Source organism: Billgrantia desiderata (assembly GCF_900108215.1).
In the GTDB taxonomy this organism is placed as follows: Bacteria; Pseudomonadota; Gammaproteobacteria; order Pseudomonadales; family Halomonadaceae; genus Halomonas; species Halomonas desiderata.
Map to the genome: position 1 here is coordinate 418,552 of NZ_FNVC01000001.1, position 14,656 is coordinate 433,207.

Annotated in this window: 12 protein-coding genes and 1 pseudogene; 2 read left to right on the forward strand and 11 right to left on the reverse strand. The window is 64.9% G+C overall.

Annotated features, from left to right (window positions below):
* Positions 1–3: 3 nt before the first annotated feature.
* From C4S71_RS01970 to C4S71_RS02015, 11 genes and pseudogenes are all read right to left on the reverse strand, one after another.
* Entirely contained in the window at positions 4–930 is a 927-nt protein-coding gene (locus C4S71_RS01970) for a GNAT family N-acetyltransferase (RefSeq protein ID WP_103968021.1), read from the reverse strand.
* A 26-nt stretch (positions 931–956) separates the two neighbouring features.
* Positions 957–1,580, reverse strand: a complete 624-nt coding sequence (locus C4S71_RS01975; protein ID WP_103968022.1) for a GNAT family N-acetyltransferase — start codon at positions 1,578–1,580, stop codon at positions 957–959.
* A gap of 3 nt (positions 1,581–1,583) precedes the next feature.
* Positions 1,584–3,209 carry an asparagine synthase-related protein gene (locus C4S71_RS01980; protein ID WP_103968023.1) on the reverse strand — a complete coding sequence of 542 codons (1,626 nt, stop codon included), beginning with the start codon at positions 3,207–3,209 and terminating at the stop codon, positions 1,584–1,586.
* Positions 3,206–4,651 carry a lipopolysaccharide biosynthesis protein gene (locus C4S71_RS01985; RefSeq protein WP_103968024.1) on the reverse strand — a complete coding sequence of 482 codons (1,446 nt, stop codon included), beginning with the start codon at positions 4,649–4,651 and terminating at the stop codon, positions 3,206–3,208. The genes C4S71_RS01980 and C4S71_RS01985 overlap by 4 nt, the downstream gene beginning before the upstream one ends.
* A 25-nt stretch (positions 4,652–4,676) precedes the next feature.
* Positions 4,677–5,762, reverse strand: coding sequence for a DegT/DnrJ/EryC1/StrS family aminotransferase (locus tag C4S71_RS22560; RefSeq protein ID WP_200825215.1), 1,086 nt, complete (start codon positions 5,760–5,762; stop codon positions 4,677–4,679).
* A gap of 69 nt (positions 5,763–5,831) precedes the next feature.
* Positions 5,832–6,428: pseudogene (locus C4S71_RS22565) on the reverse strand (acyltransferase); the annotation flags it as partial.
* Between the two features lie 8 nt (positions 6,429–6,436).
* Entirely contained in the window at positions 6,437–7,387 is a 951-nt protein-coding gene (locus tag C4S71_RS01995; protein WP_103968026.1) for a Gfo/Idh/MocA family oxidoreductase, read from the reverse strand.
* Positions 7,388–7,414: 27 nt separating this feature from the next.
* Positions 7,415–8,731, reverse strand: a complete 1,317-nt coding sequence (locus tag C4S71_RS02000) for a nucleotide sugar dehydrogenase (RefSeq protein WP_103968027.1) — start codon at positions 8,729–8,731, stop codon at positions 7,415–7,417.
* A 133-nt stretch (positions 8,732–8,864) separates the two neighbouring features.
* The gene (locus C4S71_RS02005; protein ID WP_103968028.1) at positions 8,865–11,063 is read right to left on the reverse strand and encodes a polysaccharide biosynthesis tyrosine autokinase; all 2,199 of its coding nucleotides are present in this window, start codon (positions 11,061–11,063) and stop codon (positions 8,865–8,867) included.
* A 102-nt stretch (positions 11,064–11,165) separates the two neighbouring features.
* On the reverse strand, positions 11,166–11,624 hold the full coding sequence (locus C4S71_RS02010; protein WP_103968029.1) for a low molecular weight protein-tyrosine-phosphatase: 459 nt from the start codon (positions 11,622–11,624) through the stop codon (positions 11,166–11,168).
* A 9-nt stretch (positions 11,625–11,633) separates the two neighbouring features.
* Positions 11,634–12,770 (reverse strand): polysaccharide export protein, encoded by a 1,137-nt coding sequence (locus tag C4S71_RS02015; protein WP_235014137.1) that lies wholly within the window; start codon positions 12,768–12,770, stop codon positions 11,634–11,636.
* A gap of 805 nt (positions 12,771–13,575) precedes the next feature.
* Between C4S71_RS02015 and C4S71_RS02020 the strand changes: the two genes are divergently transcribed.
* The gene (locus tag C4S71_RS02020) at positions 13,576–13,896 is read left to right on the forward strand and encodes a hypothetical protein (RefSeq protein WP_086511401.1); all 321 of its coding nucleotides are present in this window, start codon (positions 13,576–13,578) and stop codon (positions 13,894–13,896) included.
* A 95-nt stretch (positions 13,897–13,991) separates the two neighbouring features.
* Positions 13,992–14,645: a YjbF family lipoprotein gene (locus C4S71_RS02025; RefSeq protein WP_160113345.1), complete on the forward strand. Its 654-nt coding sequence runs from the start codon at positions 13,992–13,994 to the stop codon at positions 14,643–14,645.
* Positions 14,646–14,656: the final 11 nt, after the last annotated feature.

Genomic DNA, 14,656 nt, shown 5'->3' on the forward strand with positions numbered 1-14,656 from the left:
CGTTCACTTGGATTCCCTCTTCATCATTGTGCGGGCCGTGACGTACGCCTCACGGGCCAACTGACGGATCCCTCGCCGACTGATCGAGTAGTGGCACACCAGTCGCCCGCCCCAGGCTTCCTTCATCTCCGCCACCGGCGCGATGTTGGCACCGATGAAATCGAAGACGCTGCAGCCCTGGCGGTCGAAGAACTCCAGCGCCTCCTCGGCCACCAGGTTGTTGACCCCATCCTTCATGGCCTCGGTCTTCATGCCTGCCGACCAGGCCAGGGCGTGGCCGCCCGGCTGGAACAGACAGACCCGAGTACCCATCGCCTCGCCCTCGGCGTTGCGCGCCAGGAAGCAGACGAAATGCTCGGGTCCCATCAATTCGGCCAGACGTGCCAGCTCCTCGGCATCGAGGCGGTAATCGAAGCCCTTGCGGGATTCCGGCCCGGCCAGGCATGCGGCCACGGCGGCGTAATCCTCGGTGGTCTCGCAGCGATAGCCGAGCCGGCGGCACTTGCGCGCCTTCTTGCGCGCGCTGGGGTCGATGGCTTCATCCCGGCTGGCGATGTCGAGGTGATAGGTGTAGCGGGGTCGCGCCGCCATGTTGGCCCACTCGAACGGACGCACGTCGTCCGCCACCGAGGAGAGCGACAGGCTGCCGCCGAACTCGCACTGCTGCAGATGGTCCGCCAGGCGGGTCAGCGCCAGCCGCTTGCGTCGGTTGCGCGAGGCAGGCCGCTCGCTGGCGCAGTGAAAATCGATCGGCAGATGCGGGTTGCGCGGCGGCGTCACCAGACGCCCCTGGCGATTGCGATAGAGCACCGTCTCGAGGCGCCAGGCGTCGCCCTTCTCGGGCGTGAGCACCAAGGGCTCGGCGCTCAGCTCCCAGCGCTGTTCGTTGAAGCGGATCCATCCGGGATGAAACAAAGGATCGTTGCGCATGTACGGCTTTCCTTTTCGTACTCAGCCTAAGGCCCTGTCTCGAGCGATGCGGCAGGTGCCGCGGCTTCGCGATAGTCGTCGTCGAAGTCGCAGACCAGGTAGAAGCGCTGCTCGCCCGTTGCCGTATCGTGATAGCGCTCGACGATACGAAAACCGAGACGCAGGCTTGGTTTGAGTGACGCGATGTTGTCGGCACTGATACGCGAGGAGTAACCGCGCACGCCGTGATCGCGGAAATGCAGGATGGCGCTGCGTCGCAGCTCGGTGGCCAGCCCGCGGCCACGGTGGGCCGGATGCACCCCGCTGAAGCTCGAGTGCACCCTGCCCTCGGCCAGGTCACGTGGCGAGAAGCCATAGAAGGCCGCCCCGACCACATGCCCTTCGATGTCCAGAGCCACCACGCCGAGACGGTCGCCCGCCAGCCGATAGAGCCAGCGCCGCGGTAGATCGAGAGGCTTGCCGTCATGCAGCTCGGCATACAGCGCCAGCGCTTCGTCCAGATACATCCGCTTCATGCCGCAGAGCCGGTAGGCGCCGTGGCAGCGCAGAGGAACGGCGCGGTAACCGCGAACCTGGATGAGATTGCGCCCGAGCAAGCCAGCGGCGGCCAGACCGACACGCAGGGATCGAGTCAATGCGTTGAATGCCATGGCTCAGCCGAACCTCTCGAGGAACATCTGGGCCGCCACCCCGTTGTGGGAGTAGCCCTCCGAGCGCAGACGCTCCAAGGTCTCGGGCGGAAAGCGCCCGGTGGAGGCCAGCGTGTTGCCCTGGGACAGGCCGGGAATCATCCGCTTGAGCAGACGCTTCATGTGCCTTCCGGGGCCGCGACGGAAGGCATCCAGCCGGCTCAGCCGGGCGCGCATGCTCTGGCGCGACTGCTGCGCCGCGTTGCCCAGCGGCGCCTTTTGTCCACTGACCTCGGCGAAGAGGTTCTCGACGAAGGTGACATAGCCGGAGCGGCGCTCCAGCCAGTGCCGCGGCACCGCCTGCCAGAAGGCCATGAAGTCCCGCTCGTAGAGTGGCATCCACCAGTCGTGACCGTAGAACTCGAAGCAGCGCACCGAGTTGATGATGAATTTGGCCTGACGTTCCTGCCAGCCGAACAGGATGAACTGACGAATGAACTCGTCGGGGTCCAGCGCCTCGTCCAGGGTGTAGTCCTGCGCCAGGCGGGGCCGTACTCGCTCCTCGAAGAGCGCCTTGCCCTCCTCGCTCGCGTTGAGCAGGAAGTGCCGCTGGCGAATCGCTTCGCTCAGCTCGCCTGCTTCCATCAGCCGTCCTGCGCGCTTGGCCTCGAACACGCTCGACAGCAGGAAGCCCGTCACGCAGCAGTGGCCGGGCACGAACAGCGATCCCGGCTCGACCTTGCCCTGCTCGGTCAGCAGCTTCACGGCCAGCCAGTCCTGCATGTTGGCGATACCGTTCCAGCCCGAAGCCCACTGCTGATAGCGCCAGTACTCCTCGCTGTCGGCCACACCGCTCCAGGCCGACTGGCTGTACTCGACGAAGGTCCAGGGCAGGCCCAGGCTGCGTGCCACCTCGCGGCTCACCTTGGCTTCGCGATTGTCGCGATGGCCGTAGGCATAGGTGAGCACCTTGGGGTACTCGCAGCGTGCCAGCAACGTGGCGATGAGCCGTGAGTCGTAGCCGCCGCTGAGCGGTACCACGATGGTGCGCCCGGCTGCCATCCTGACCATTTGCTCGCAGGCCTCTTCCACCACCTCCTCGAGCCGGATCAAACGCCGGTTGTCGTCGCGGTCCGACATGCCGTAGTACTGAAAGCGGAAATAGCGCTCCAGCGAGAGCGTCAGGCCGAGGTCGGAGTCGTTGACGATCAGCGCCTCGCCGGCACGCAGCTGCTTGACCCGGCGATACAGCGTGTCACCGCCGGTGACGAAGCCGGCCAGCTCGAAATCGGCCCTGGCGTCCGCATCGATGCGCTCTTCCCCAACCTGTTGGCGGACCCAATCGGCATCGTCGCTGAGGAAGACGTTACCGGCGTCGACGCCATAGAACAGCGGAATCGAGCGCACCCGATCCACGGCCGCCACCAGGTGATTGCCGACCTGGCGCACCATGGCGTAGAAGCCGCTCATGTCGCTCATGCGCTTGCGCCAGGCCGTCACACCATCTATCTGATCGAGCTGCTTGACCGCACCCGCCGGTGACAGGCAGTGCCCGTTCAGCCAGACGGCCCCCCGCACGAAACCGCGGCCGCCCGAGATCTCGCACTCCTGCCAGCGAGGGGAAGTGAAGTGACACTGTATCGAACTCATTGATACGCCTTACGGAACAGAAGGAGATAACGGATGCCCACCAGAGCGGCGCTTAGCAGCAGCGCGGCGCCCCAGGGCAGCCATGTCGGCGCCAGCGTCGCGACGACGATCAACGGCATCAGCAGGGCCAGGCTCATCGCCAGCGCCGTCAGCGTGGACAGCGCCAGGCTGCCCGGCCGGTTGCCGGTCAGTCGGGCAATCCAGGCGAGGAAGCCGATCCAGCACAGGGCACTGCCCAGCGAGAACAGCGCCACCGTCAGCATCAGGTCGTCTGCCGCCGCGCCAATCGCAATGGCCGCCAAGCGCACGACGAGCAGCACGGTCTGGAAGATCAACCCCTGTCCCTGTCGCTCGAGCACCGTGAACAAATGGCTCAATGGCGAGGTGACGAACACCAGATAGAGCCAGGGCGCCATCCAGCGGGCGAACTCGCCGGCCTCACGCCAGCGCTCGCCGAATACCAGCGCGAACAGCTCCGGCCCGCTCAGCACCAGCACGATGGCCGGCGGCATGGCAAGCTGGGCCAGCACGCCGTGCACCCTGGCGACCAGCGCACCCAGTTCGCCGCGGCGATGCGCCTCGGCGGCACTGGCAAAGAACACCTTGCCCACGGCCTCACCGATCAACGTCATGGGCATGGCCAGCACACGGTGAGCCAGGGCGTAGAGCCCTGCCGCCACCGGACTGAACAGGGCCGCGAACAGCAACGGCGGCAACTGCTTGCCCAAGGTGTTGAACAGGCCCGACCAGGTGGAGAACAGCGGAAACTTGCAGTAGCGCCGCGCCACCGCCCACACCTCGGCCGGCGTGACACCGTGCTGGCCGACCGCACGCAGCGCCGGACGCGCCAACGTCAGCGTGCCGGCCCCCTGGCCGGCGGCATGACCGAGCAGCAGCCCGGCCCCGCCCAGGGGGCTGGCAAGGAGCTGAATGGTCAGCAGCGCCAGGGACTGCTTGATGCGGGTCGCGGCAATGGCTGAGAAGGCGCGGGTCCGCACCGCCCAGTGGCTGACGGCCTGATAGCCGCCGGCAAAGGCCACACCGAGCGGCAGCAGCCACAGCCACGGCGCCAGCGCAGGCACGCCCAACAGTTCGGCCAGCCCCCTGCCACCCAACGCCACCAGCAGTAGCGCCGCCAGGGTGGTGAAAGAGACGACCAGCAGGCTGAGCGCCAGCACCGCCGATGCCTCGCGCTCGGTTTCGGGCAGTGGAATCGCCAGTTGGTAGCGACCGCTGGCAACGACGGTAAAGAGCGCCAGCAGCCCGCCGTATACCGCCAACAGGCCGAAATCCTCCGGCGCGTAGAGGCGGGTCAACAGCGGCGCGGCCAGCAGCGTCAACAGCTGCGCCCCTGCCGTGCCCCCTACCAGCACGCTGACGCCACGGGCGAAGGCATGGGTCGGCAGCAGCTTCCTTGCCGGTACGACGAGCCGATTCAGCACGTGTTCGCTCTCCCTGACCGACGGCTCATGCCACCGCCTCTGCCAACGCCGCGACGATGCGCTGCTGATCCTCGGCCGTGAGGTACGGATGCATCGGCAGGCTGATCACCCGGCGCGAGGCCCGATTGCCGATCGGCAGGTCGACGCCCGGGTCGGCCACCGCCGGCTGCTTGTTGAGCGGAATCGGATAGTGCACGGCGGTAGGTATGCCGGCCTCGGCCAGGCGTGCGATCACCACTTCGCGATCGTCGACTTCCACCGTGTACTGGGCGTAGGCACTGGTGTTGTAGGGCGCCACATGCGGCACCGTGAAACCATGGCGCTGCAGCAGACGGCCATAGCGCTCGGCCACCTGCTCCCTGAGCAGCAGCTCCTCGTCGAGGATGTCGAGCTTGGGCAGCAGAATGGCGGCCTGCAGCGTATCCAGCCGGCTGTTGATGCCGATCCTGACGTGGTAATAGCGCCGCCCCTGGCCGTGTCGTGCGATCTGGCGCAGCACCTTGACCAGCTCGTCGTCGTCGGTGAAGAGCGCGCCACCGTCGCCGTAGCAGCCCAGCGGCTTGCTGGGGAAGAACGAGGTGGTGGCAATGCTCGACAGGCTGCAGGAACGCCGCCCGCGATAGGTGGCACCGAAGCTCTGGGCACCGTCCTCGATCACCGGGATGCCATGGCGCGCGGCGATCTCGTTGATGGCGTCCATGTCGGCGCACTGGCCATAGAGCGAGACCGGTACGATCGCGCGGGTGCGAGGCGTGATCGCCGCCTCCAGCTTGTCCGGATCGAGCAGGTAGGTGCGCGGGTCGACATCGACGTAGACCGGGCGTGCGCCCAGCAGCGCGACCGTTTCGGCGGTGGCAATGTAGGTGAACCCGGGGGTGATCACCTCGTCGCCGGGCGCGATGCCCAGCGCCATCTGCGCGATCTGCAGCGCGTCGGTGCCGTTGGCGCAGGTGATGCAGTGGCGCACGCCGACGTAATCGGCCAGCCGCGCTTCCAGCTCGTCCACCTCCGGGCCGAGAATGTACTTGCCATGCTCGAGCACGTTGCGGATGCCGGCGTTGATGCGCTCGCGAATACGCACCTGCTGGGCCTTGAGGTCGATGAATTCCATGCGTCCGTTGTCCTTCACGCGTCCGTTGTCCTTAACGGTAGGTGGAGCATCCTGCTGCGCCGGGTGACAGGTGAGCGTGCCGCCTTTCAGCCGGTAGCGGTCGCCGGTGTGCGGGCACACCGCTTCACCCTCGCCTTCCAGCGGCAGCTCCAGGCGTTCGCCATGGCGGCTCATCCAGCCCTGCTGACGGGCCGGCACACCCAGCATCAGAGCGAAGTCGGGCACGTCGCGGTTGACCACCGCCCCCGCTCCGACGAAGGCATAACGGCCGATGGTGACACCGCACACGATGGTGCAGTTGGCGCCCAGGGTCGCTCCTTCACGCACCAGGGTGTCGCGATACTCGTTCTTGCGGTCGACCGTGGAGCGCGGGTTGTAGACGTTGGTGAAGACCATGCTGGGGCCGCAGAAGACGCCCGCCTCGAGCGTGACGTTGTCGTACACCGAAACGTTGTTCTGCACCCGGCAGCCGTCGCCGATGACCACGCGATTGCCGACGAAGACGTTCTGCCCCAGCGATACGCCGCGGCCGATGCGGGCCCCACCGCATACGTGGACGAAGTGCCAGACATAGGTCGACTCACCGATTTCGGCACCTGCGTCGACGATGGCGCTGGGGTGAATCTGCACGCCTGGGTAGCGGTTCTCTTGCGCTTGAGTCTGCATGGCACACCTCACATCAGATGGCGCTTGAGGCAGGGGTGCGCTTCGCCGCGCACTGGCATTTCCGGCGCCGCGTTGCGAATGGTATCGACGGTTTCGATGCAGTGACGGGCGCTGTCGAGGCCGAAGCCGCGACCGGCCAGGATCTCCTGGTAAGAAACGGTATGGAGATCGGTGAAGCCGCCCGAGAACTCGATCTCACGCCCTTCGCACAGGATCGAACGGTAGGTGCGCTGCTCGCCCTGAACGCTGCTCGGCAGGTCGTTGCTGTCGATCGAGAGGAACCAGCGCACCCGTGCCTTGCGGTATTCCAGGAAGCCGGCGGCACGCTGCTCGTCCAGGTAGTGCACCACGTTGCGCTCGAGATCGCCGAACACGTAATGCAGCATGTCGAAGAAGTGCACGCCGATGTTGGTCGCCACGCCGAAGGACTTGCGCGGATCGCCCTTCCAGCTTTCGTGGTACCACTTGCCACGTGAGGTGATGTAGGTGAGCTCGACGTCGTACTTGTCGTCACGGGGCATGGCAGCCACACGCTCCCTGAGTTCGAGAATGGCCGGATGGTGGCGCAGCTGCAGAATGTTGAACACGCGCCGTCCGGTCTCCTTCTCCACCTTCTCCAGCTCGTCGAGCAGCGCCGGCGTGGGTACCAGCGGCTTCTCGCAGATCACGTTGCACCCCAGCCGCAGGCCGGCGGCGATGTGAGCATGGTGCAGGTGGTTGGGCGAGCACACCGACACGTAGTCGAGCGCCGTGTAGGGATCGCGCTTGCGCTGCCAGGCACTCTCGAGGAAGCGTTCGAACTCGGTGAAGAACTCACTCTCCGGCGAGATCGAATCGATGATGCCTACGGAGTCGTTGACGTCGTAGGCCATGGCCAGATGGTTGCCGGTCTCCTTGATGGCCTTCATGTGGCGCGGGGCGATGTAGCCGGCAGCACCGATCAGAGCGAAGTATTTCATGGCGTTTACCTGTGAGTTGGACATGGATCAGGCCTTGATCACCCGCTCATCGTTCTCGCCGCGATAGATGCCGCGGGTGTCGATGATCAGAGGGGCATGGGCACGGATCATGTCGTAGTCGAAGCGATCATGGTCGGTGGCGAGGATCACGGCGTCGTACTCGGCCAGGGCGGCCGGCGACAGCGGTACGCTCTCGAGATCGAAGTGGTGCTCGCGCATGGGCGGGAAGGAGGGCACGTGAGGGTCGCTGTAGGCCACCTCGGCGCCACGGTCGCGGATGCGCTCCATGATGAAAACCGACGGCGACTCGCGCATGTCGTCGACGTTCTTCTTGTAGGCGATGCCGAGTACCAGCACGCGGCTGCCCTTCAGCGCCTTGCCACGCTGATTGAGCCCCTCGATCAGCTTGTTCACCACGTATTCGGGCATGGCCTGGTTGATCTCGCCCGACAGTTCGATGAAACGCGTGTGCAGGCCGTACTCACGCGCCTTCCAGGTCAGATAGAAAGGATCGATGGGAATGCAGTGCCCACCCAGCCCCGGCCCGGGATAATAGGGCGTGAAACCGAACGGCTTGGTGGCGGCGGCATCCACCACTTCGAAGATGTCGATGCCCATGCGGTCGGCGACGATCTTCATCTCGTTGACCAGGCCGATGTTCACCGCGCGATGGATGTTCTCGAGCAGCTTGGTCATCTCGGCGGCCCGGGTGGAGCTCAGCGGCACCACCTGGTCGATGGCAGCACGGTAGAGTGCCACCCCCACCTCACGACAGGCCGGGGTATGCCCGCCCACCACCTTGGGGATGGTGCGGGTCTCGAAGTCGGGGTTGCCCGGGTCCTCGCGCTCCGGTGAGTAGACGAGAAACAGCGACTCGCCGACCTTGAGCTCGCCCTCTTCGACGCGGGGCAGCAGCTCCTCTTCGGTGGTGCCGGGATAGGTGGTGCTCTCCAGCGAGATCACCTGGCCTTCACGCAGGTGCGCCTTGAGCGCATCGACGGTGTTGATCACGAAGCTGATGTCGGGCTCGCGGTACTTGTTGAGCGGTGTCGGCACGCACAGAATCACGGCGTCGGCCTCAGCCACGCGGGAGAAGTCCGCCGTAGCTTCGAAGCCGGTATCCCGGGCCTGGGCGATCCGCTCGCTGGCAATGTGTTCGATGTAGCTGCGCCCGGCGTTGAGCTTCTCGACCTTGCTCGCATCGATGTCGATGCCCAGCACCCGGTAGCCGATCTCGTTGTAGCGCAACATCAGGGGGAGCCCCACATAGCCGAGCCCGACGATCCCGATCACGGCATCCTTGCTCTCGAGCCGGCCAATCAGACGATCTTTGATAGTGGTCATGACGCTTCCATGATTTTCGAGTGGTAGTGATCGGCGCTCGTGCCGGCCGCGCGAACGTCGCGGCACCTCGGCCTTACGCCAGGGAACGGCCCGCCGCCGCGGGCCCGGACAGAGACCCGCACGCAGCCGGCGCTCAGGTCTGGGTGGTCTTGTAGGCGTAGTGGTAATAGCCATAGCCGTAGCTGGTGGCAGCCTTGCGTTCGATGGCGTTGAGAATGCCGCCCTTGACCGTGACGCCGCTGCTCTCGAGACGCCGAATGGCGACATCGACTTCACGCGGTGGGTTGAGGCCGAAGCGCGCCACCATCAGGCTGGTGCCACAGCGATGGCCGATAATGGCGGCATCGGTCACGGCGAGAATGGGCGGCGTGTCCACGATCACCAGGTCGAAGCGCTCGCTCAGAGCATCCAGCAGTTGGCCGAAACGCTCGCTCATCAACAGCTCGGCGGGGTTGGGCGGTGCCTTGCCGCGAGCCACGTAGCTCAGGCCGTTGATCGGCGACTGGCGTATCACCTCGTCGAGCTCGGCCTTGGCGGCCAGCACCTCGGAGAGCCCGCCCTTGCTGTCGGCGTCGAAGGCGGTATGTACATGGCCCTTGCGCATGTCGGCGTCGAGCACGACGACACGCTGACCTCCCTGGGCAACGACTGCGCCCAGGTTGATGCTGATGAAGCTCTTGCCGATGTTGGGGCTAGGCCCGGTGATCATGAGCCGGTTGTCGGTAGCCTCGAGCATGGCGAAATGCAGCGAGGTACGCAGGCCACGCAGGGCCTCGACGGCAGTGTCGTCGGGAGCGTTCTGCGCCAGCACCCCACAGGCCACGCTGCGCCCCCGCCGCCGGTTGTTACGCTTGACCCTACGCACCAGCTTCTGCTGATCGTCGGACAGCGGTACGGTGGCGTACACCGGCAGGCCCAGATCCTCGAGCTGATCGGCGCTCTCCACGCCGCGATTGAGGATGCTGCGCACGATCACGAAAGCCACCGCCAGGAAGCCGCCCACCAGGGTGATCATCACCACCGTCACCGGCTTGCGCGGCTCCACCGGCCCAGGCTGAGCCACGGCGTCGTCGAGAATACGCACGTTGCCCACCGTACTGGCCTTGGTGATGCTCATCTCCTGGATCTTGTTGAGCAGCTGCACGTAGACCTGCTGGGTGACCTCCACGTCCCGCGACATGCGCAGGATCTGCTGCTGGGTTTCCGGCAGCGCATGAATGCGCTCGTTGAGGCGCTCGCGGTCGCGCTCCAGGTTGTTGCGCTTTTCCATCATCGCCGCATACAGCGGGTGCGAGGAGTTGTAGCGCCGACTCAGCTCTGCCTGCTCCATCTCCAGCTCGCTGAGTCGCGAATCGAGGTCCACCACCCGGTCCAGCACCGAGCGCGTCTCGATGTTGAGATCGACGCTCTCGTGCTCCATGCGGAAGGCGTTGAGGGCATCCTCGGCCCGCGCCAGCTCGGTACGCACCTCCGGCACCTGCTCTTCGAGGAAGATCAGGCTCTGCTCCGCCTCGGCACTCTGCCGCTCGACGTTCTGGGTCAGATAGATCTGGCCGATCACGCTCAGGGTACGCTCGGCGCGGCGAGGGTTCTCGTCGAGCAGCGTCATGTTGAACACGCCGCTGTCGCGACCGCGTTGGGTGACGCTGAAGCGTCCGCGCAGTTGATTGATGGCAGCCAGACGGGTACGCCGCACCACGGTGAACTCGGCCCCTTCGGCGGCCTCCAGCTCCGCCACTCGCAGCTCGATACCGCCGTCTGCGAAGTGCTCCGTCGTGCCGACCCGGCCCTCGCCAAGCTGCGTGTCGCCGTGGTACAGGCGATAGCTGCCGCTTTCGCCCGCCACCAGGCGCAGCGCCCGACCCAGCCACTCGTCATCGACTCGCAACTCACCGACATTGAGATACTCGCCGGCCCACACGCTGCTCCGGGAGAATCCGGGCCGCTCCATGCCGCGGCGTACCAGAAAGTCGCCGACGAACGGGAAACGACTGGGTGTCACGGAAATGTCGAGTCGCTCCTGATCGACGGCCTGCCCCAGCACCATACGAGAACGCAGGATCTCGAGTTCGGCATCGGTTTTCGGCTCGTCGCCGAGGAACGAGCGCACCTCGGCCAGCGGGTTGCTGAGCCCGGTCTTGCCCTCCACCTGAACGAGGGCATCGGCACGATAGATCGGCGTAGCCAGCTGTACGTGGATCACGGCGGCCACGGCGAACAGCGCCGTCACCAGCATGATCAGCCACTTGTTGTCGAGCAGGACACCAAGCAGCCTGCCCAGATCGATATCGTCATAGCCCGGGCGCGAGCCCGTCTTGCTCTCTTTCACCATCATGGAATCCCTGGTGTGAAGGTGGTCGTTCGCGTCAGCCTCGCGAGGCTAGCCAGACCAGACCGACTAGCCAGACCAGACCGACTAGCCAGACCAGACGGACTAGCCAGCCGGACTAGCCAGACGGGCCTGCCACAGACGCGCCGCCTCGGTCAGCTGACGATGTACGCGCACGAAGACCTCTTCGTTCCTGCGATAAGGGTCGGGGATGTCATCCCCGTCACCCGCCACGCCGGGCAGCCAGCGCCCGAAGCGCATGGTCTTGCCGGTGGCAAAGGGAAAGCGCTCTGCGACAGCCATGCGCTGGCCCTCGCTCATCACCAGAATCAAGTCGGCCTGCCTGGCCATCTCGGCATCGATCTGACGTGCGCGGTGCGCGGAGAGATCGAGCCCATCGGCCTCGGCCAGCCGTGCAGCAGTGGCATCCGCCGGGTGACCAACCAGCGCCCCCAGGCCAGCGGAAGCGACCCGGTGCCCGGGCAATGCCTGATCGAGCAGCGCCGCCCCCACCGGACTGCGGCAAATATTGCCGGTACACACCACCAGAAGGTCCTGAAACATTGCTTGCTCCTACTCGCCGATCCGTTCCAGCTCACGCCCGGTGCGGGTGGTCTGGTAGATACTGCTGACGGTGGGCAGGATCTGGCGCACCACGCGGTTCCAGCGGCCCAGCGGTGTCGTCGTCACGTAGATCACGTCGGTGGGCTCGAGGGCGAACTCGGCGCCCAGCATCAGGGCCGTGGCATTACGGGCGTCGAGCTGATACACCGTGGCCAGCTTGTCGCTCTCCTCCGGCGCCCGGCGGATGACGAAGATCCCCGAGGCGTTGGCATTGCCCTCGTTGATGCCGCCGGCTTCGGACAACGCATCGGTCAGCGTCAAGCGGTTCGCCCCCATGGCCAGGCTTCGCGGCTCGCGCACCTCGCCCATGACATAGACCTTTTGATCGCTGTTGTCGGGAACGTGGAGCACGTCACCGGCCCGCAGCAGCAGGTTGCGGTCGAGCCGGCCACGGTTGAGCATGTCATGCAGCGAAAGGCGGATCTCCTCACCATCCCGGGTCAGCAGCACGTCATGCCAGTTGGCGTGGTCCGCCAGACCGCCGGACTGACTGATGGCATCGAGCACGGTCAGCGGCACGTTGCGGATCGGCAGCGGGCCGGGGTCGGCGACCGCACCGGTCACGTTGACCCGCTGCGAGTTGTACTGGGCGACCTGCACCTCGACCTGCGGCATGGCCACATAGGGCTCGAGGCCGCGGGCGATGACGTCACGCACCTCCCGCACTGTGCGTCCCTCCACGGGGATCCGGCCGATGAAGGGGTAGAAGATGGTGCCGTCGCTGTGCACGGTGTTGCCCGACTCGGCAGCGCTGCGCTCCCCACCGGCAGGAATGGTCAGCTCCGGATGGCCATAGACGATGACGGTGAGCACATCGCCCTTGCCGATGTAGTAGTCGTAACCATCGATGTCCTGCTGCAGCGTCTCGCTGACCCTGGTGAAGTCTTCGACTTGCTGACGCTCCTGCCGCAGGGCACGCACCAGGCCAAAGGTGATCGGCTCGATATCGACCAGGTCATCGATGGGCGCTGCGTCCGTGCGGTAGTCGATGTGGCCACCGGGGGCAAAGGCGCACCCACCCATGAGCAACACGCTACATGACAAGAGCACACGGCTCATTCGCGTACGCAAGGAATAATGCTTCATTGACTGTTCACTCGCATGGCCAATTAATTCGCCCCTGCCAAATTTATTCTCAGCGGACTCGAAGTTGTCTCTTTAATGCGCCTCTGCATGTCTCTTATTTTATTCACACTACGTCTCCATTTAGTGACACGGCGAATGACACATCGGTTACAAACATTCGGCCACATCGCCTAAATGTGACAACCCATAACGACGCCGCATGTCTAATTTTGGCGACAACAGCCTCCCAACTTTGTCGCCAATACCCTACAAGCCGGCATCTTATTTGCCTTCGACAAACTATATTTTGCCTAACTGAAGAACCAAACCCTTCCATGCATCTACAGGCACGCTACCGCCACGAAGTTGAATGACAATCTCCGAAGCCATTTCAGTTCATTGATTTTCAAGCAAAAGAACGCCTACGGCACAGAACCGCAACGCAATGGCAACTCAAGAAGTCAGGATGAGGGGTGGGGTCTTCTCATCCATGTAAGACGCCACTCGAGTGAGGCTAGAATACCGCTTTTTTTTGACTTGTCATCACCCTCAAGCCATTTTATACATTTTTTTACAAATGCCACATGTTCAGAAACGGATGACAAACCTTGGTTTCTTCAAACACCCAAGGTATTGCGTTATTTGTTTCTCACTATATCCTTAACGTCCAGCATAGCCAGGACTCGCCGGCTAATTATCATTAAGTCTTTTGCATTGCCTGCCCTCGCAGGCAGGCCGGGCAGTCCATCCCGATTTATTCACGGGTGCACTCTCCGGCCATTCGTCCCGCCGGAAGAGTCCGGCGCAACAAAGGAGAAAGAACCCTATGCACTCACTGAAGATGGCCAGGCATCATGCCGCCGCCCTGGCGGGCGTGGCCTTGCTCGCCCTTGCGCCCTTGGCGCTGGCGCAGCAGGCCACATTGCCGCAAGGCACCCAGGGGGCTCCTGGCAACTCGGCCAACACGCCGGCACCGGGCGCCGTTGCCAGCGGCGGACTCGCGACAGGTCGCGGTGCGGCCGGGGCTGCCCCGGGCAATTCCGGCCAGGCGCTTGCCGGCGCCGTGAATCGCGGTGCCGCCGGCATCGGCGTGGTGATTGCCGCCGGCACAGGTACCGGAACCGGAACGGCTACCGGGACGCGCTGATGGGCCGACACAGACGGTACCGAGACTCTCGTGTGCCGAACCAGGACCGCCGCCAGGCGGTCCTGCTTCGATACTCGCTGTGGGTAGGTATGCTGATGAGCCTGACGGCCTGCGCTCAAGGCCAGCTCTCACCGCTGGGAGAGACGCTGCTGGGCAACCAGCCGGCCCGGGACCTGGAGGCGCGCGCGGAAACCCTGCCCTATGCGTCGCTGATAGCGAAACAGCAAGGCAATCGGGCGCTGTTGATCATGGCGCACCGCACCGGCGAGCACGGACGGGACACCTACTGGCAGGCGGGCGACCGCGCCACGCTGCATTTGCGTGACGGCTTGCCCGTCAGCACGGCTGGCTTCGAGGAGGTGCTGCTGGGGCGCTGGCATTCCGCCGGCGATGACCCACAGCGTTACCGGGTGCACGCTCACTGGCAAGACCGCGACGGCCGGGAGTGGCAGGACATGGCACAGGCAACGCTCGACTGTGAGCCGCCCGAGCTTGTCGAGATGCCGTTGATTCGACTCACACTCGAGCGCTGCACGGAGCGACTCGACTGGCAGGGCAGCAACACGAATAGCCGCGGGGTGTTCTGGCGCCAGCCGGGAACCCGGTGGATCTGGGGGGGTGACATGACGCTCTGGCCCAAGGGACAACGGCTACAGTGGCAGGTAGCACGGCCCTGGTGGAGCGATGCCGAGAACACTGCGAGCGAAGCCGAGCAGGTGACCCTGCTCGACGACGATGCATCGCCGTGACGAAGAGAACG

What these genes read in the sequence shown, in the direction of transcription:
- C4S71_RS01970 (WP_103968021.1), bottom strand. Translation starts at nt 930, where the DNA reads ATGCGCAACGATCCTTTGTTTCATCCCGGATGGATCCGCTTCAACGAA.
- C4S71_RS01975 (WP_103968022.1), bottom strand. Translation starts at nt 1,580, where the DNA reads ATGGCATTCAACGCATTGACTCGATCCCTGCGTGTCGGTCTGGCCGCC.
- C4S71_RS01980 (WP_103968023.1), bottom strand. Translation starts at nt 3,209, where the DNA reads ATGAGTTCGATACAGTGTCACTTCACTTCCCCTCGCTGGCAGGAGTGC.
- C4S71_RS22560 (WP_200825215.1), bottom strand. Translation starts at nt 5,762, where the DNA reads ATGGAATTCATCGACCTCAAGGCCCAGCAGGTGCGTATTCGCGAGCGC.
- C4S71_RS01995 (WP_103968026.1), bottom strand. Translation starts at nt 7,387, where the DNA reads ATGAAATACTTCGCTCTGATCGGTGCTGCCGGCTACATCGCCCCGCGC.
- C4S71_RS02000 (WP_103968027.1), bottom strand. Translation starts at nt 8,731, where the DNA reads ATGACCACTATCAAAGATCGTCTGATTGGCCGGCTCGAGAGCAAGGAT.
- C4S71_RS02005 (WP_103968028.1), bottom strand. Translation starts at nt 11,063, where the DNA reads ATGGTGAAAGAGAGCAAGACGGGCTCGCGCCCGGGCTATGACGATATC.
- C4S71_RS02010 (WP_103968029.1), bottom strand. Translation starts at nt 11,624, where the DNA reads ATGTTTCAGGACCTTCTGGTGGTGTGTACCGGCAATATTTGCCGCAGT.
- C4S71_RS02015 (WP_235014137.1), bottom strand. Translation starts at nt 12,770, where the DNA reads ATGAAGCATTATTCCTTGCGTACGCGAATGAGCCGTGTGCTCTTGTCA.
- C4S71_RS02020 (WP_086511401.1), top strand. Translation starts at nt 13,576, where the DNA reads ATGCACTCACTGAAGATGGCCAGGCATCATGCCGCCGCCCTGGCGGGC.
- C4S71_RS02025 (WP_160113345.1), top strand. Translation starts at nt 13,992, where the DNA reads ATGAGCCTGACGGCCTGCGCTCAAGGCCAGCTCTCACCGCTGGGAGAG.